This window comes from Paracoccus aurantiacus (assembly GCF_007993065.1).
In the GTDB taxonomy this organism is placed as follows: Bacteria; Pseudomonadota; Alphaproteobacteria; order Rhodobacterales; family Rhodobacteraceae; genus Paracoccus; species Paracoccus aurantiacus.
In genome coordinates this window covers 719,058-736,432 of the sequence record NZ_VOPL01000001.1, presented here as the reverse complement: position 1 = coordinate 736,432, position 17,375 = coordinate 719,058, and the positions used below count along the sequence as shown (strand labels likewise).

Below are 17,375 nucleotides of genomic sequence, written 5' to 3'. Positions count from 1 at the left end.
TGGAAGCAATTCCATTGACCAGAAGATATTCGAACTTTTCTGCTGAGAAGAAAATCTGTCTTGCTGAAAGTTTTTGTGTTAACATATGTTTTAATGGAAGGGGTGTTATTATGCGTTTTATTTCGTATCTTGCAATCGTTGCAGCTTTCGCTACGTTCATGGGGTCCAGCACCGGATCAGACAGGCAGTTTGCCGGCCCCTGTAATCCGGAAGTTCAAACCTGCATCTGATGAATTGTCATGAATTGGGCGTATTGGATGGCGTGCCTCGCGGGCGCGGTGGTCTTGGCCGTTCAGGCTTTGGAGCAATTCAGAAAGCGCGGGGATAATACCGCTTTCGAGCGATTTACAATCTTGCGCGGTGTTGAAATTACCTCTCTCTGCACCTTCGGAGAGCGCCTTCGCGGTGCGCTGTTCTATATTATTTCTTACCTCGTCATTTACGTTTTTCTGCTTGCTTCGGAAATGGGGCTTGAGCTCTTTCTTTCCCTTACAGGCGAAAGGGCAGGTCCGACCGGCGCAAGATTTCTTGACGATGAGTCGCTGGTTGTAGACGGGATCGATTTCGGAAAACCCTTCTACCTAGCCGCGATCATCACCGTCGTCATGGCGACGGGCGTGCTGGCTCCGTTGGAGAGGGTCATTCGCGACATCGCGCATCGCGCTGCGAATATCCCGAATGGCGTTTTCAAGATTGCCGAGGAACTGGACCAGTTCTTCGAAGCAGACCAGAGCGGCCTGAAACCGTCCCGACAGGAGCGTCGTTTGCTGTTGGACGAATTTGAACAGAAATTCCCAAGGGGGAAAAACTGGGAGGCCACAGTAGACTTAACGGAACTGCACACCGCATTGACGCAGATCGATGTTCTGCATAGTGCCGTTATCGGAATCGGGCGCTATCGCCTTTTCAGCACCGCAACAAGCGGACCGCTCAGCGCACTTCATAGCGAGCTGAAACTTGCACATGAGAAAGTGAGGTCAGATCTGTCCGCGCTTGATACGTCAGATGCAGAGGCGCAGGCCAGGTTCCATCAGACCGCAGCCGAGCTCAGTGACAACATGAAGGCCATATTCGCGGTCCAGTTCATCCGCAATGGGCGCTCGCTGGCTGCGCTCCCGTTAAAACCGCTAACGTCGCGCGACAAGATGTTTTCGGAGTTGAACGGAAAACTTCGGAAGCATCATGAGAAGAATACGGATGCGCTTGTGGGTGCAACGCTGATATGCGCGGTGGGGACTTTTCTGTTCTCGGCGCTAGTGATCCTTGCCTATCATTGGGTGAATCCTGGCGATTGGCCGTACCGCTTTACCCGGTCGCTGATTGTCGAGTCTGTTCAGCTTGCGCTGACCATGACGTTGCTTTGTTGCGCTGTCGGATACTTCTCGCTGATGATCAGGGAAATAAGGACAGAACAGGGCTCTTGGGTGAAATGGGCATTGAGGAAGCCGCCTCTGTGGAGACTGATAATCACGAGTATATTGCCGTCGTTCGTGGCGATGCTTTTCGTCGGTCTATTGCTTCTGTTGATTGATTTTGCGTTTGGGAATTTAAGGACCAGCACTCAGATGCGGGACTTTCTTACGGCTAACTGGAGATATATTCTGTTCTTCTGGCCGCTCGGCATGTGCGCTTCCGTTGGTGTGCTGATCGCGACCGACCAGCACCTGCGACTTCCGGCCAAAAAGACGGTCTTGTGGACGCTGACCTGCATCCTTCCGTTGGCGCTTATCGCGCTGACTTGCGTGCTGGTGGCGGTGCCCAACAACACCGGTTCCGAGGGCTGGATGTCATTTTTGTGGACCGTTCGTGAGACTCTGTATCATGTCGTCCCGATCACCATCTTCTTGCTGGGCTATGCGGGCTTGCTCGAGTTTTGGGAAGATGAGGAGGATAACAGAAAGGCCAGTGAAAGTGTGCGGGCAGTCAGCAGAAAGTGGCCTGCAAGGTCACGCAGCAGAAAGTGGTCCGTGTGGGCACGCGGCAGATTGTGGCCCGTGTGGGCACGCAGCAGAAAGTGGCCCGCACGATCGCGCGGCAGAAAGTGACCCGCTGATGAAATATCTTTTCATGCTGTTACTTCTCATCCTGCCCTCGATGGCATTGCCAGATGCGACTCGCGATGATGAGAGGCTTACACTTCATGTCGGCGTGCGCGCCGATGCACCGCCGTTTTCGTATCTGCCGCGCCCGATGTTCGTCGCTGCCGGGAAGGGCACGGCGACACTGGGTAAGGCGGGTTATGCGGGATATATCGTTTATATCTGCGACCGTGTCATCGACGTGATGAAAAGCCGACGTGATCTGACGCCAAACGAGGCTGACACTGGCCTCGACTTCGACGTCGAGATTGTTCAGGTTACCGCGGATAACCGGTTTGATCTGCTGACAGCGGAAACCGGGACGAAGATCGATATCCTCTGCGATCCCGCCACGGCCACCTATCGGCGGGTAAGGGATCATACGGCTTCAGTGCCGCTATATATGTCAGGCATAGGGTTTGCGGCGCGAATCCGCGACGGGCAGGTGAATACAGGCGGTAGCGGTCGGATCGCTGTCGTGGGGAAGACCACAGCCGGCGATTACGGCATCAAGCGAATACTCGATGCCGGCGAGTGGCCCAATTACAAAGAGCGCCTGCTTGCATACATTCACAATCCGTCGGATCACGCCCAGTCAGTTCAGGGCGCCGTCCCAGCATCGCTCGGCATCGTCGAAGCCTTTCCAACACATGAACAGGCCGCCCGCGCATTCTGCAGCGACCCTGAAGACGCGAAATACAGGTTCAACTACTATGTCGGCGATATGGAGATCGTGAACCGGGCGCTGATGGTGTACGGCACGCCGAATTGCAAGTTCGAGCGGGCGACCGCTACTTACAGCGACGACCGCTACACGATCTTCATGCGCAACCCGGAACAGGCCGATGCCAGAAAGGCGCGGCTTTTGATGCGCTTTTCCCGCACATTGACCGAACTGGTGCTGACAAATCCCTCGCTGCTGGAGGAAGCCTTCCAGGCGAATTTCGAGCGCTACAGCCGCAGCGACAAGCTTCGTATCTTTTTCTGGAGCCTCTATGGCCCGTAACCGGGACCAATTGCCCGGCGTTTGGTGACTGCGCCTGACGCGGCTTCCTCTGCTGGCTTTCAGCCGGCAGCGCGTGTCGCGGTTTTGGCAAGCACGCGGTGCAGATAAATCCCGGCAACGACCGAGATTAAGAACAGCGCGACCTCCCAGCGGCCTGTCCCAAGCGCCGGGATCGCCGCACCGGGGCAGAAGCCTGCGATACCCCACCCCATGCCGAATAAGGCCGAACCGCCGATGAGCTTGCTGTCGATGATCATCGAGGTCGGGATCTGGAAGCTGCCACCGAACAGAGGGGCGTCGCGCCGCCAGACCAGACGGTAGCCGCTAAATGTCACGATCAGGGCACCGCCCATGACAAAGGCGAGACTGGGATCCCAGCTGCCCGCAATGTCGAAGAAGTTCAGCACCTTGGCGGGGTCCATCATACCTGAGATGGCAATACCTGTGCCGAAAACGAGGCCTGTGAGCCAAGCGAACATCAACTTCATCGGCTCAGCCTCCAAACACGTGGCGGATCAGGAAAACGGTGATTGCGGCAGTCGCCATGAAGGTCGGCACAGCAATAAGCGAGCGGACCGACAGGCGCGCCAGCCCGCAGACGCCGTGGCCCGAGGTGCATCCCGACCCGAGGCTTGCGCCCAGACCGACGATGACGCCGCCGACGACGATCATGGCGGGGCTTATCGGAACCGTCAGTGCCGGCATCGTGCCTGTCACGGCGAAGATCAGCCCGGGTGCGAGGACCATCCCGGCGATGAGGACAATGCGCCAGTCCATCTCCTCGCGGTCCTGGGCGAACACGGCGCCCGACAGGATGCCCGTCGCACCGAAGATGCGCCCAAGGCCCAGCATCAGCAGAACGGCACCGAGACCGATCAAAAGACCTCCGCCGAAGGAGGCGAGGGGCGTGAATTCTGTGGGCATTTAGAACCTCGTCACTTTCATTTGCGAGCGCCGCTTCGAGCCCGATTTTGACGCTGAAAGGCTCCGCAGTTCAAGCGTGGCGCTTCGCCGGACGGACGAGTTCTTCAAGCCTGTTCATTCTGATGGAGTTGCTCCCGATACGGCTACTTCGGAAGTTTTACTGGCACCAGCTGCCCGACCTCTTCGAGCGGGCCGAAGGCTGACGCCTCCTCGACCTGCTGCTCGGTCAGCAGGACCGCATAGCCCGTCATCGCCATTGAATAAACCTCGGATACAGCTACTGTTCCTTCATAGACGCTGCCAAGGTTCAGTGCTTTGACAACGTCATCAGGCTCGGGACCAAACATGACCCCTACGACCGGCGTACCAGGCTCCAGCGTCGATCCCGGTTGCAGGATGAAATAGCCACCGGCCGAACGAGCAGCTGAATCGCAGGTGCTGCGCGGGTCGCCCACCTTCAGGATCGGATGCCCAGGTGAGATTGCGATCAAGCGATCGCGTTCGGCCATTTCGGGGCGGGTGCCATACCAGCTGAGCGTTGTATCGCGAAGATGCGACGGTGCGTTCGCTTGTGTGAACTCGCATTCGATGATCGGTGCATTGCCACCAAAAGACAGGTCCCGAAGATCCTGACAGATCGCCTGTTGGGTGGCCTCCTCGTTGTCGATGCCGTCAAAGCAAGTGTCATCCGCCGTAACGTCTTGCCAACTGAAATTGTGAATACGGGCAGAAACCAACGACCGGCCCTCGCGAGGCTTCGTCACGAGTTTCACGCCCTTTGGCTTCGCGGGGTCTTCGGTCAGCTGCTTCAGCACGACTTCTTCCGGCGGAAACGGCAGTTCGAACTGGTCGGGAACATCCCCGAAATAGACCGTGGTATAGCGGATATCATCTGCGACGATCTCGGGAATGACGCGACCAGCCTTGCGCTGCTGCTGCATCTTGGTCAGCTGCGCCAGCAGGTCGAGATCTTCTACAGAGCAGGCGTTGAACAGTTTTGCGGTGTCATAGCACATATGCTCGACCCCGAGCTGCAGTCCTGACCAGCGATATCTGCTTCCCGTGCCCTGCTCGAATGCATCGACGCAGTTGAAATGGGCCTCGCCTGGCGCGCGGCACGCCGGATTGACCTCGGCAAGCCACTTCGCGCGGTCGAAATCGTAACCTTCCAACGGTGCCCTGCGCTCGGTCATCGGCATGTCGATATCCAGAAAATTCGCCAGCAGCGGGGGCATTCCGGATATGCGCGCCAGCTGCCCGGCCACGTCCTGGAACTCGTTCTCAATTCCTTGCCACTTGTCCAGCTCAGCCTGGGCCGAAGCACATCCGCCACACGCATCGAGCTGAGCCGTGGCCGCGGCGATGTTGTCGCGCCAAAGTTGCCTTTCGGCCTGATAGTCGGCGAAGCTTCGCGCTGCCAAGCCAACCTGATCGCCCATGGTTTCGTAGAAAAAGTACTCGGCAACGACATCAGCATACGCCGAGTGCTGCGGCAGACCCGCAAAACTTCCCACGACCAGCAGCGAGATACAACGACGTCTCATATGGCCACCACTCCTGATGCCAGACTATTGCATTCGAATCGCCGGTCGATCCTAGGATTATAGCATTTTGGACATAAAAAATCACTCAAAAACAAATGGGTACGGTATCGCGTCGAAGCGACCTTCCCGTTGGCCTCGCGCACGCACGAGCCGAAAGAGCGGCAAAGGATCAGTCTATCAGATCGCCCTGCCGTTCCGCGGCATCGGTTTCAGGCGCCGTGAGAAGACACTGAGAGCGGAGCAGTGGGACGCATCCCGATGCGAGAGCAGACCGCACTTAGCAGACCCACCCGTGCTTGCGCAGGTCAAAAGAGGCTTAGCACTATCAGTGAAACACTTGGAATAATGGCGGAGAGGGTGGGATTCGAACCCACGGAACCCGTGAAGGCTCAACGGTTTTCGAGACCGCCCCGTTCGACCACTCCGGCACCTCTCCGCGCTTTTCTGGTGTGGTGGAGGCGCATGTAGCGGGCGGGGGGTTGAAGCGCAAGGGGGTTTGGGATGAAAAAGCATCTCCGTCCTTGCGCTGAGGGTTTCTGATGCGGCGGCGCAGCCTGCTTGTAACTTTGCTGATCGTGACTGCGCTGCCGGGGTCGCTGACCTCGCGGGGCGGGTTGCTGAATGGCGCAGCGGCGGCGGGTCACGATCTGACATTGGCGGAACAGGTGTTCCGCGCCACGCTTGCGGACCGGCACGCGGCGGTGATCGAGGCGGAATCGGCGGGCTTCGCGGATCGTATGGCGGCCGTTTATCTGGGCGATGGCAGCGGTGCAGACTGGCGCGAGCAGGTCGCGCGCATCCACGATGCCGGACGGGTCGCCGCGCTTCTTCTTGGCGCTCTTGAATGGCGGCTGGCAGAAAACCCGGCGCTGGCGCAGCGGATGCGCAACTATCTGGGCGCGACCGGAGTTGCCAATGGCACGGACGGCATGGGGCTGGAAATGGCAGCGCGCCTGCAGCTGACGCGTCCTGCGGTCCTGGCTGCGGCGGCCAGACGCATGCAGCAGGACGATGCGGATGGCGGCGCCGCACTTGCCGCGATCCGGCGGATGATCGCGCAAAACGATCCTGTGTCTGCGCGCCTTGCCGCACAGCTTAATCGAGAACTGTCCTTCGCGCGTGGATATTCGGCGGCAGGCGGCTTTGATTTCCCGACCGAACCTGACGATGTCGCCGCCGACCTTTCGCTGCAGCTTCCCGAACACGTGGCGCAGATCTCTGCCGAAACCGAACTCGCGCTTTATACCGCTTTTGCGCCACTTGGGGCGCAGGCGATCGAGCGGATTGCGGCGGCGCGCGCAACGCCGCAGTCGCGCGCGTTCCGGGCCGTTCTGGACCTTGCGGAAGCGGATGTTCTTGACCAGCTTGCGGCAGAAAGCGGCCGTGCCGCAGCCAGACGCGATAAAGGGAGCCCGCTATGAGCGAAAGCCGAATGATCCTTGCCGGGCCGCTGGCCACGGACGAACTGTGCGACGTGCTGGGTGTGGCGGGTCAGACGCTTGCGCTTCCCGGCAGAGTTTGCGGCGGTGCGCAAGCCGGGATCGGCGGTGACTGGCCCCGGTATGAGACAGCGGCGGGCGAGGTTCCGGCGATTGAGGTGGCACCGACAGCGGCGCTGATGCGCTATCTGGATGTGATGGGCCTGCATCCGCAGCATATTGCGGGGCGGGAGGTCTGGGGCTTCGGCGGCGGTGGTGGTGATGACTGGTCGACGGCTGCGGCACCGCTCATGGCACTTGTGGCAAAGCTGATTCTTGAACGCGGGACTGAACGGGAGGCCGCGCAGGTCCGCGCACGTCTGCGCCGCATTGCCGAAGTCGCCGCCGCGGGCCTGCGCATCCGCACTGAGCCCGAGGCCACGGAATTGCTGCCCGAACCCGATTCGTCGCGCGTCGAGGTCCGGTCGCGGCATGAACGCTATGGCCGCTATTTCTCGGTCGAAGAGGTCGAACTGCGGCATCGGCGGCATGATGGAAGCTGGTCCGAACGCCTTGCGCGCGAGGTTTTCATCTCTGCCGACGCGGCGCTGCTGTTGCCCTATGACCCGGTCCGCGACGAGGTGCTGCTTATCAGTCAGTTCCGCGTCGGCCCCTTCGCGCGTGGTCAGGCGCAATGCTGGATGCTGGAGCCGATCGCCGGGCGCATCGACGTGGGCGAGACGCCCGCCGATGCGGCGCGGCGCGAGGCGGTGGAAGAGGCCGGGCTGAGCGTCGGCAGGCTTTACGCGCTACCCGGCCATTATCCGACACCGGGCGCAAACAGCGAATATTTCTATCCCTTCGTGGCGACCGTCGATCTTTCGGATTACCGGGCCGGGCAGGGCTTCGGCCTGGATGACGAGGGCGAGGATATCACGACCCATGTCCTGCCGCGCGCCGCGCTTTTGCGGCTGGCGATGTCGGGGCAGTTGCAATGCGGGCCGCTGTTCGCGATGGCGCTGTGGCTGGACCGTCAGGCAGACGCGATCCGTGCCGGGACGCAGCCTGAAGCGGGAACGATGCTGGCGTGAACGTGATTCCAACCTGCTGATTTCACGCCTTCATGCCTTGCCGCCGTGGCTTCGCCTGCTATTCATCAGGATTGGACGTGACAGGAAAGGCCCGGACATGGACATCCGCGACGATCTCGCCGCCGCTATCGGCAATACCCCTCTGATCCGCTTGCGCGGCGCCTCCGAGGCGACGGGCTGCGAGATTTTCGGCAAGGCAGAGTTCATGAACCCCGGCCAGTCCGTCAAGGACCGCGCGGCGCTGTTCATCATTCAGGATGCGGTCGCGCGCGGCGAATTGCGCCCCGGCGGAACCATCGTCGAAGGGACTGCGGGAAATACCGGGATCGGGCTGGCGCTTGTCGGCGCCTCGATGGGGTTCCGGTCGGTCATCGTCATCCCCGAGACGCAGAGCCAGGAAAAGAAGGACATGATCCGGCTGGCCGGTGCGGAACTGGTGCAGGTGCCCGCCGCGCCCTACAAGAATCCCAATAATTTCGTGCGCTATTCCGAACGGCTTGCAAAGGAGCTGGCCCGAACAGAGCCGAATGGCGCGATCTGGGCGAACCAGTTCGACAATGTCGCCAACCGACAGGCGCATATGGAAACCACAGGCCCCGAGATATGGGAGCAGACCGACGGGAAGCTGGACGGTTTCATCTGCGCCGTCGGTTCTGGCGGGACCCTGGCGGGCGTCGCCATGGCGCTGCAGCCGAAGGGCGTGAAGATCGGTCTTGCCGACCCGGAAGGTGCGGCGCTGCATTCATTCTATACGACGGGAGAGTTCGACAGCCCCGGTAGCTCTATCACCGAGGGTATCGGCCAGGGCCGCATCACCGCCAACTTGGAGGGGTTCACGCCCGATTTCAGCTATCGCATTTCCGACAGCGAGGCACTGGAGGTGCTGTTCGATATGGCCGAGAATGAAGGGCTTGTTCTGGGCGGATCTTCCGGGATCAACGTCGCGGGCGCGATCCGTATGGCGCGTGACATGGGGCCGGGCCACCGCATTGCCACGATCCTCTGCGACGCGGGGAACCGCTATCAGACCAAGCTCTATAATCCCGAATTCCTGCGCGAGAAGGGCCTTCCTGTGCCGCGTTGGCTTGACGGTGCAACCAGCGAAATGCCCGAAGTATTCGAGTGATTGCCTTGTTTTTTAAAGTTTTTCGCATTGCCGCGCTGGCGCTGCTTTTGCTTGCCACGCAAGTTGCGGCCCAGACAGATCAGAATATCGACTACAGCCGCTGGGAAACCTTTGCCGGTCAGGCAGAAAACGCACTCGGCAATAAAGAGACGACGACCGCGACGCTGAATTCGATCCGGCAGAACGCCGATAACTGGCGAGAGCAGTTCGCGGGTTACAAAAACCCGAACGAATCGCAGATCCAGTCCGTTCAGGATCAGATCGACGCGCTTGGACCTGCCCCTGCCGAAGGCGCGACAGAGCCGGAGGAAACGGCCAATCGCCGCGCCGACCTGAACGACCAGCTCGCCAAGTTGAAGGCCCCGGCGACGCAGGCGTCAGAGGCACTGGCCCGTGCGCGGTCCATCATCGCGCAGGCGGATGAGGCGATCGGTGAGCGCGAGGCGCAAGAAATCCTGTCGCAGACCCCATCGCCGCTGCTGCCGTCAAGCTGGCTTGCCGCGTTGCAGGATGGGGTGGCGGTATGGGACGGGATAGGCACGGACGCCATCAATGGCCGGACGCGCGCGCAGTTTCTGGAAAGCGCCCCGAAAATCCTGTCCTATTTCCTTGCAGCGCTGGCGCTGCTGACCTTCGGGCGGCGCTTCGTTGATTCGCTGCCGTCGCGGCTGGGGGCGCGCGCCACCGGCGATGCGCGCGCGGTCATCGCCTTTGTCGTGTCGCTGGGTCAGATCCTCGTGCCGATGCTGGGCATCGCGCTGTTGGCCTGGGGGCTTGATGCGGCGGGACTGTTCGGGCGCTGGCTGACGCCGTTCCTTCTGTCCCTGCCACCGGCAGCTTTGGTGTTCTTCAGCGGTCGCTGGCTTGTGCGGACGCTGTTTTCATCAGCCTCGGTCGCCTATGACACGTTGAACATCCCGGCGAGCAAGCGCGGATTCGCGCGCTTTTACGGGACCGGGCTGGCCGTCATGCTGGCGCTTCATTCGATCCTGTCGCACGCAGCGCTGCCACTGGCGGGCTATGTGCGCAGCAGCAATGCGCCACCGCAGATTCCCCATGCGATTTCTGCGGCGGGCGCGGGTGTCTTTCACCTGATCCTGTTCATTCCCGCAGCGTTCTTCCTGTTCCAGCTTGCCAATATCCTGCGCCGCATGACGCGCTATGACGGGACCGAGACACCGCCTTTCCGCGCCCGTGTTCTGTCCTATTTCGCTGCCTTCCTGCGCATCGCCATCGTCGTCCTGCTGGTGCTGATGGCACTTGGCTATGTGAACCTCGTCAACGCGATCTTCTGGTCGCTGGTCAAAAGCCTTGGCCTGATCGGCCTTCTGATCCTGCTTTATGACTTCTGCGCGGATCTCTATTCGCTCAGCCGTCGCGGCAAGGAAGGGGCGCGTGATTCGCTCATTCCGATGCTGCTCGGCTTCCTTCTGGTTTGCGCTTCCATCCCGGTTTTCCTGCTGTTCTGGGGTGCCACGCCTGCCGAACTTGAAACCTTGCGTCAGCGCATCGTCAGCGGCTTCTCGGTCGGTGGTATCACGATCTCGCCCGGCGGCGTTTTCGCCTTCGGCGTTGTGTTTGCGATCGGCTATTTCCTGACCGGCACCGTCAAGAACGTGATGCGCAACAGCGTGTTGCCGCGGACACGTCTGGACGCGGGCGCGCAGAATGCCGCCGTCGCCGGGATCGGCTATGTCGGGATCACGCTGGCGATCCTGCTTGCCGTCACCTCGGCCGGGATCAACCTGTCAAGCATCGCCATAGTCGCCGGTGCGCTTTCCGTCGGGATCGGCTTCGGCCTGCAGACCATCGTGCAGAACTTCGTTTCGGGCATCATCCTGCTGATCGAGCGTCCGATCAGCGTCGGTGACTGGGTCGAAGCCGGGGGACAGCAGGGGATCGTGCAGGATATCTCGGTCCGCTCGACGCGGATCAAGACCTTCGATCAGACCGATGTGATCGTGCCGAACAGCGATCTGATAAGCCAGTCGGTGACGAACTGGACGCGCGGGAATTCGCGTGGCCGCATCATCGTTGCGGTCGGTGTCGCCTATGGCAGCGATACCCGCAAGGTAGAGCGTATCCTGCGCGAGATTGCCGAGGATCAGCCGACCGTCCTGATCGACCCGGCCCCCGCGGTTCTGCTGACCAATTTCGGGGCCGACAGCCTTGATTTCGAGGTGCGCTGCATCCTCTCGGACATCTCGGGCGGCGTCGGCGTTGCCTCGGAAATGCGACACCAGATCGCGCAGCGCTTCTCGGACGAGGGGATCGAAATCCCCTTCGCGCAACGCGATCTGTGGCTGCGCAACCCCGAAACGCTTTTCGTCAAGCCGAACGGCAGGGCCAAACCCGCCAAGGCCGACAAGGCCGAACTTGCCGGGCCGCAGGAGGTGCCAGAGAAGCACGAGATCGCCGATATCCGGTCAGTGGGAGAGTTCCCGGACAACGATGGCGGCGGCGACGGCGATGGGGGTGGCGACGGCGACAGCACCTGATGCCGCTTCCGCGCGCGCCGATGCGTTCTGCGCCCCGCCTGTCGCCATATGCGACGGCGGGGCGTTTTCTTTCCAGACGGCAGATCCCCGGATTTCGCGGTTGACTTGGTTGCATATGCAACTTAATCTTGTGCCAGAAAATGGGGGATCAACATGACAATCGACGCCTTGCCGCAAGGCATGATCCGTGCCGCCACCGCCAATGGCACCGCAGCGCATGAAGGCTATATGCCCGGTTTCGGCAATGACTTCGAAACCGAGGCGCTGCCGGGCGCGCTGCCGCAGGGGCAGAACAGCCCGCAGAAATGCAGCTATGGTCTTTACGCCGAACAGCTTTCCGGCACCGCCTTCACAGCGCCGCGCGGCCAGAACGAACGCACCTGGTGCTATCGCATCCGCCCCAGCGTCAAGCATGTCGGGCGGTTCAAGAAAATAGATCTGCCATACTGGAAATCGGCCCCGCATGTGCTTCCCGATGTCACCAGCCTTGGCCAGTATCGCTGGGACCCGGTGCCCCATAAGGCAGGCGAGGCGCTGACCTGGATCACAGGCATGCGCACGATGACCACGGCGGGCGATGTGAATACGCAGGTCGGCATGGCGGCCCATATCTATCTGGTCACGGAATCGATGAAGGATGAATATTTCTTCAGCGCCGACAGTGAGTTGCTGGTGGTGCCTCAGGAAGGCAGGCTGCGGTTCTGCACCGAACTGGGCATCATAGATCTGGAGCCGAAGGAGATCGCGATCATCCCGCGCGGTCTGGTTTACCGCGTCGAGGTGCTGGAAGGGCCGGCGCGCGGCTTCGTTTGCGAGAATTATGGTCAGAAGTTCGACCTGCCCGGACGCGGCCCGATCGGCGCGAACTGCATGGCCAATCCGCGCGATTTCAAATCCCCTGTCGCCGCATTCGAGGACCGCGAGGCGAAAAGCCGCGTCGTCATCAAATGGTGCGGCCAGTTCCACGAAAGTTTTATCGACCACAGCCCGCTGGACATTGTTGCCTGGCACGGTAACTATTGCGCCTATAAGTATGATCTTCGTACATATTCCCCGGTCGGCGCTATCCTGTTCGATCACCCGGACCCGTCGATCTTTACGGTTCTGACCGCGCCGTCAGGGCAGGAGGGCACGGCGAATATCGACTTCGTGCTGTTCCGAGAACGCTGGCTGGTAGCCGAACACAGCTTCCGTCCGCCGTGGTATCACAAGAACATCATGTCCGAGATGATGGGAAATATTTACGGCATCTACGACGCCAAGCCACAGGGCTTCGTGCCGGGCGGGACCAGCCTGCACAACATGATGCTGCCGCACGGGCCTGACCGGAACGCCTTTGAACACGGCTCGACCGAGCCGATGGTGCCCGCCAAGCAGGACAACACCATGCAGTTCATGTTCGAAACCCGCTTCCCCCAGCAACTGACAGAGTTCGCCGCGAACGAAGCACCTCTGCAGGACGATTATGTCGATTGCTGGGACAGTCTGGAAAAGAAGTTCGACGGCACACCGGGCGAGAAATAACCGCTGAAAGCCCCTTGATCCCGCGCCCGCGCCGGTCTAATCCGGCGCGGTTCGCATTCGCGCGGGCGGTTAGCTCAGTTGGTAGAGCGCTTCGTTTACACCGAAGATGTCGGGGGTTCGAGCCCCTCACCGCCCACCATTTTCCCCATCCTGTTCGGCAGCACGCTTTTCCAGCGACGCGAGTTCTCGCTGGCGCTTGGCGATCTTGTGTTCGATCGCGCCTGCGATATCCGCACGTTCGGGCGCAAGGATGCGTGCATCCTTCAGGCGCTGGCGGAAGCTTGCGATGTCCATGCGAAGATAGCGGCGGTCGTGATCCAGGTCGTTTTCGGTGCGCGCGGTCAGCCCGACGCCACGACGATAGCGGACCAGCTTCTGGTCGATGTAATGCGCACGCTCCAGCAGACGGGCGCGGAAGTAGAAAACCCGATCCTCGATCGCGTCGGTTTCCGTGATCGGGCCGCAGTCATCCATGATCCGCGGGCTCCATGCGCAGGTCGCCCCGATGCATGTCGAGTTTGTCCGCGCCGTCCGCACGATGTCGAAATCCATGCCAATCCGCTGCCGCTTGCGTCGCCGCTGGCTGCCCCACAGCTTGCCGTCGGGACGCATGTCCAGCACATCGGAATGCAGAAGCCACGCGCCGGTTTCGCGATAGGCCTGCGCCAGCACGGAAACCCGATCCGGCTCTGATATGTCGTCGCCCGCGTTATAGACGATCAGGTCACTGTCGGCGGCCAGTTCGAACAGGTGATTGACATGCCCGATCAGCCCCTTGTTCGGGACGTTTCTGTTGATCGTTATGTTGTGCGGCCCGTCATAGTCGTCAACGGTGCGGCGGATCACGTCATACGTCCCGTCCGGAGAGTTGTCGTCGCTGATGAGGATGTTCAGGCCGTCATGGTCCTGCGCGAAGGCGCCCAGCAATGTCTCCCGGATGAAGTCCTGCTGCTTGTAGCACATGATCGCCAAGGTGATTTTCATTCGGCCCCCGTCGGATCAGCTATATCCGAATCTCTCATAGTCAGCGTTATAGATGCGGCGGATCAGGTCGTCCGTCTGTTGGTCGTCATCCGCAGCGGCCTTGTAGCTGCCGCGCAACTCTTGCGGGAAGGGGGCGGTTGCCGGAAGATCCAGCAGCCCCGCAAGCCAGTCTTCCAGCGCGGCGGTGCCGTCTTCAAGCCGAAAAACCCGGCACCAGTCCGGCACGAAGGCGTTCTGCGGCAGAAAGTGGTGATCGAAGCTGCGATGCCGCCTGTCGTCGAAGCCTTCGATCTGCTGAACGAAATTGGCGAAGGTTTCCCCGGCCGGGATGCGCTTTTCGTGGTCGCGGTGATAATGGAACGCGCTGCGAAGCCGGGCCTTCGGCGCGCGGACAATGGCAAAACCCGCATCGAAGAAATCTGCCGGAAACAGCCGTTCAAGATCCTTCGCAAGCATGTGCTGGGGCGAGCTTTGCGTCCAGTTTCTGCCGCGCCCTGCCTTGTACTTGCGATCCAGCATGGCCACGCATCCGAAGCGGCGCAGATAGTCTTCGGCACTGCTGCCCGCGCATTTCGGGACATGCGCGAAGTAGATGACCTTGCCCTGTCCCCGAAAGATCGGCACTGCGCTTCCCTTCATGAATCCCAACGTCGCGGTGATGGCCTAAATGCGCGTGACGCTGTCCAAGTGCAAGCAGGCCTTTCAGCCCGAGACGTTTTATCGCGGCCGCGCGATTGACGCGATGCCTTGTGCGGCGCAGTCTTTGCTTGACGCATGGCCCGTCGATGACGCATATACGGCGTTATATGAACGTGCGTTCAAATAACGGGAGGGGATGGCCTTGTTCACGCATGGTATGGAATTCGATCTGGGCGAGGATATTGGTGCGCTGCGCGAGATGGTGCATCGGTTTGCGCAGGAACGTATCAAGCCGCTGGCCGCAAAGACCGACAGCGAGAACGCCTTCCCGAACGAGCTTTGGCAGGAATTGGGGGAACTCGGCCTGCTCGGCATTACCGTGTCAGAAGACTATGGCGGCTCCGGCATGGGCTATCTTGCCCATACCATCGCGACCGAGGAAATCGCGCGGGCGTCCGCCTCGATCAGCCTGTCTTACGGTGCGCATTCGAACCTGTGCGTGAACCAGCTGAAGCTGAATGGCAGCGAGGAGCAGAAGCAGAAATACCTGCCGAAGCTGTGTTCCGGTGAACATATCGGCGCGCTTGCCATGTCCGAGGAGGGTGCCGGTTCCGATGTCGTCGGCATGAAGCTGAAGGCGGAAAAGCGCAACGGTTACTATGTCCTGAACGGGTCCAAATACTGGATCACCAACGGCCCGGATGCCGATACGCTGGTCGTCTATGCGAAGACCGACCCAGAGGCCGGATCGAAAGGCATCACCGCCTTCATCATCGAAAAGGGCATCAACGGCTTCACGCAAGGCCCGCATTTCGACAAGGTCGGGATGCGCGGATCGAACACGGGCGAGCTGATTTTCGACAATTGCGAAGTTCCGTTCGAAAACGTGCTGGGCGAGGAAGGCAAGGGCGTGCGGGTGCTGATGTCGGGGCTCGATTACGAACGTCTGGTGCTGTCGGGGATCGGGACGGGCATCATGGCCGCCTGTCTGGACGAGGTCGTGCCCTACAGCAAGGAACGCAAGCAGTTCGGTCAGGCGATCGGAAATTTCCAGCTGATGCAGGCCAAGATCGCAGACATGTATGTCGCGATGAACACCGCCAAGGCTTATGTCTATGAGGTCGCGAAGGCCTGCGACGCGGGCAAGGTCACGCGGCAGGATGCGGCGGGCGCGGTGCTTTACGCATCCGAACAGGCGATGGTGCAGGCGCATCAGGCCGTGCAGGCGCTTGGCGGCGCAGGCTTCCTGAATGACAGCGTGGTCAGCCGCCTGTTCCGTGACGCCAAGCTGATGGAAATCGGCGCAGGCACATCCGAAATCCGCCGCATGCTGATCGGGCGCGAATTGATGGCGGGGGCGTGACCCGCGCGCCGATGATATGGTTGATGACGGCGCTGCCCGCCGCGGCGCCGCTTGCCGCCGTGGCGCAGAATATGCCCAGCCTGCCGGAAATGCCGCCGCCTCCCGGCCGCAATGCCCTGTTCGAACAGGTTCTGGAAGACGCAAGCGCCGAAGAACGCATCGAACTGGCAACCACCTATTACGCGACCGACAAATGTGCGGTGTCGGACGATCCTGACGGCTGCTTCATGGACGGCTATCAGACCTGCTTGGCCAATCTGGGCGATCGGGCGGAACTGGCCTGCATGACCGCCCATGCCATGGGATGGGAAGGGACGATGAACGTGCGCAGCTCCGAAATGGCGTTTGCTGTGCTGGATGCGCAGGACCGGTCGCCCAAGCGCGCCGAAGGCGATGCATTCGATGACGCAGTCGATGACTATTTCGAAGAACAAAGCGCGTTGATCCGCACCGCAAACGGTGAATGCGATGCGAAGGGCCGCATGATGTCCGGGGACGAGGCGCTTGTTGCGATGATGCGCTGCCACGCCGAACGAAAGTTCGCCATCTTCATGCAGTTGGAAGACCTGATCCAGCCGCTGCAGGATATGCTGGCGCAAGCCGGGATGGAGGCGATTCCATGATGCTCCGCTGCGCCGCCCTGCTGGTATGCGCCGCGGCAAGCGCCGGCGCGCAGGAACCGTCCGCCGACACCTCGCTGGTCGAGGCCTGTCTGGACAATATCTCTATCGCGCAGGCTGATGGGGTCGATGCGAAACCGCAGGATTGCATCGGCCTGTCCGCCAACGCCTGCATGGCACAACCCGGCGGGGATTCCACCGCGAGTATGATAAGCTGCACTTCGGGCGAGATCGACTTCTGGGACCGGCAACTGAACGAATCCTATCAGGCGCTTCTGACCGAAGCGAAGGCATGGAAGCCCTCCGGCGATCCGCGTGTCACACCGGATATGGCCCCCGAAAAGGTGCTGCGGCAGATGCAGCGCGACTGGATCGCCTATCGCGATTCCAGCTGTGACTGGGCGTCGCGCCCGTGGGAAGGCGGCAGCATCATCGGCGTCATCCGGGCAGGCTGCCTGCTGGATGCGACCGCCGAACAGGCGATCCGGCTGCGCGGCAGGTTGATTGAAGAAGAAGGGATGCGCTGATGGACCATCATTACGCCGAGAGAAGGGGACAGG

General features: G+C 60.8%; 15 protein-coding genes and 2 tRNA genes. 11 read left to right on the top strand and 6 right to left on the bottom strand.

Going from position 1 to position 17,375, the window contains the following annotated elements:
• Positions 1-239: 239 nt before the first annotated feature.
• Together FQV27_RS03585 and FQV27_RS03580 are read left to right on the top strand one after the other, a co-directional pair.
• Positions 240-2,045: a hypothetical protein gene (locus FQV27_RS03585; protein WP_147096422.1), complete on the top strand. Its 1,806-nt coding sequence runs from the start codon at positions 240-242 to the stop codon at positions 2,043-2,045.
• A 49-nt stretch (positions 2,046-2,094) separates the two neighbouring features.
• Positions 2,095-3,084: a type 2 periplasmic-binding domain-containing protein gene (locus FQV27_RS03580; RefSeq protein ID WP_186827202.1), complete on the top strand. Its 990-nt coding sequence runs from the start codon at positions 2,095-2,097 to the stop codon at positions 3,082-3,084.
• 59 nt (positions 3,085-3,143) lie between these two features.
• On the opposite strand, the gene FQV27_RS03575 is transcribed toward FQV27_RS03580, so the two are convergent.
• From FQV27_RS03575 to FQV27_RS03560, 4 genes are all read right to left on the bottom strand, one after another.
• Positions 3,144-3,572, bottom strand: a complete 429-nt coding sequence (locus FQV27_RS03575; protein WP_147096420.1) for a DUF6691 family protein — start codon at positions 3,570-3,572, stop codon at positions 3,144-3,146.
• A 4-nt stretch (positions 3,573-3,576) separates the two neighbouring features.
• A complete protein-coding gene (locus FQV27_RS03570) occupies positions 3,577-4,008 on the bottom strand; it encodes a YeeE/YedE family protein (protein ID WP_147096419.1) in 432 nt (143 codons plus the stop codon).
• Between the two features lie 143 nt (positions 4,009-4,151).
• Positions 4,152-5,552: a hypothetical protein gene (locus FQV27_RS03565; RefSeq protein ID WP_147096418.1), complete on the bottom strand. Its 1,401-nt coding sequence runs from the start codon at positions 5,550-5,552 to the stop codon at positions 4,152-4,154.
• Positions 5,553-5,898: 346 nt separating this feature from the next.
• A tRNA-Ser gene (locus FQV27_RS03560) sits at positions 5,899-5,988 on the bottom strand.
• A 103-nt stretch (positions 5,989-6,091) separates the two neighbouring features.
• Here FQV27_RS03560 and FQV27_RS03555 point away from each other — a divergent pair.
• The 6 genes from FQV27_RS03555 (at position 6,092) to FQV27_RS03530 (ending at position 13,348) form a co-directional block, all read left to right on the top strand.
• Positions 6,092-6,973, top strand: a complete 882-nt coding sequence (locus tag FQV27_RS03555; protein ID WP_147096417.1) for a hypothetical protein — start codon at positions 6,092-6,094, stop codon at positions 6,971-6,973.
• A complete protein-coding gene (locus tag FQV27_RS03550; protein WP_147096416.1) occupies positions 6,970-8,061 on the top strand; it encodes an NUDIX domain-containing protein in 1,092 nt (363 codons plus the stop codon). The genes FQV27_RS03555 and FQV27_RS03550 overlap by 4 nt, the downstream gene beginning before the upstream one ends.
• 97 nt (positions 8,062-8,158) lie before the next feature.
• A complete protein-coding gene (locus tag FQV27_RS03545) occupies positions 8,159-9,187 on the top strand; it encodes a cysteine synthase A (RefSeq protein WP_147096415.1) in 1,029 nt (342 codons plus the stop codon).
• 5 nt (positions 9,188-9,192) lie between these two features.
• Complete coding sequence (locus FQV27_RS03540) at positions 9,193-11,685, top strand: mechanosensitive ion channel family protein (protein WP_147096414.1); 2,493 nt, start codon at positions 9,193-9,195, stop codon at positions 11,683-11,685.
• A 153-nt stretch (positions 11,686-11,838) separates the two neighbouring features.
• On the top strand, positions 11,839-13,209 hold the full coding sequence (gene hmgA, locus FQV27_RS03535; protein WP_147096413.1) for a homogentisate 1,2-dioxygenase: 1,371 nt from the start codon (positions 11,839-11,841) through the stop codon (positions 13,207-13,209).
• Between the two features lie 63 nt (positions 13,210-13,272).
• Positions 13,273-13,348: transfer RNA gene (locus FQV27_RS03530), tRNA-Val, on the top strand.
• Here FQV27_RS03530 and FQV27_RS03525 read toward each other — a convergent pair.
• Both FQV27_RS03525 and FQV27_RS03520 read right to left on the bottom strand, forming a co-directional pair.
• Positions 13,336-14,193, bottom strand: coding sequence for a glycosyltransferase (locus FQV27_RS03525; RefSeq protein ID WP_147096412.1), 858 nt, complete (start codon positions 14,191-14,193; stop codon positions 13,336-13,338). The two genes, FQV27_RS03530 and FQV27_RS03525, sit on opposite strands and share 13 nt — an antisense overlap.
• Positions 14,194-14,208: 15 nt before the next feature.
• Positions 14,209-14,817 (bottom strand): sulfotransferase family 2 domain-containing protein, encoded by a 609-nt coding sequence (locus FQV27_RS03520; protein WP_186827201.1) that lies wholly within the window; start codon positions 14,815-14,817, stop codon positions 14,209-14,211.
• Between the two features lie 232 nt (positions 14,818-15,049).
• Here FQV27_RS03520 and FQV27_RS03515 point away from each other — a divergent pair, with 232 nt between their 5' ends.
• The 3 genes from FQV27_RS03515 to FQV27_RS03510 are packed head-to-tail and all read left to right on the top strand — an operon-like array spanning position 15,050 to position 17,342.
• Complete coding sequence (locus tag FQV27_RS03515; protein ID WP_246133007.1) at positions 15,050-16,195, top strand: isovaleryl-CoA dehydrogenase; 1,146 nt, start codon at positions 15,050-15,052, stop codon at positions 16,193-16,195.
• A 23-nt stretch (positions 16,196-16,218) separates the two neighbouring features.
• The gene (locus FQV27_RS18820) at positions 16,219-16,818 is read left to right on the top strand and encodes a hypothetical protein (RefSeq protein ID WP_186827200.1); all 600 of its coding nucleotides are present in this window, start codon (positions 16,219-16,221) and stop codon (positions 16,816-16,818) included.
• Positions 16,815-17,342 (top strand): lysozyme inhibitor LprI family protein, encoded by a 528-nt coding sequence (locus tag FQV27_RS03510; RefSeq protein ID WP_186827199.1) that lies wholly within the window; start codon positions 16,815-16,817, stop codon positions 17,340-17,342. The genes FQV27_RS18820 and FQV27_RS03510 overlap by 4 nt, the downstream gene beginning before the upstream one ends.
• The last annotated feature ends 33 nt before the right edge of the window (positions 17,343-17,375 follow it).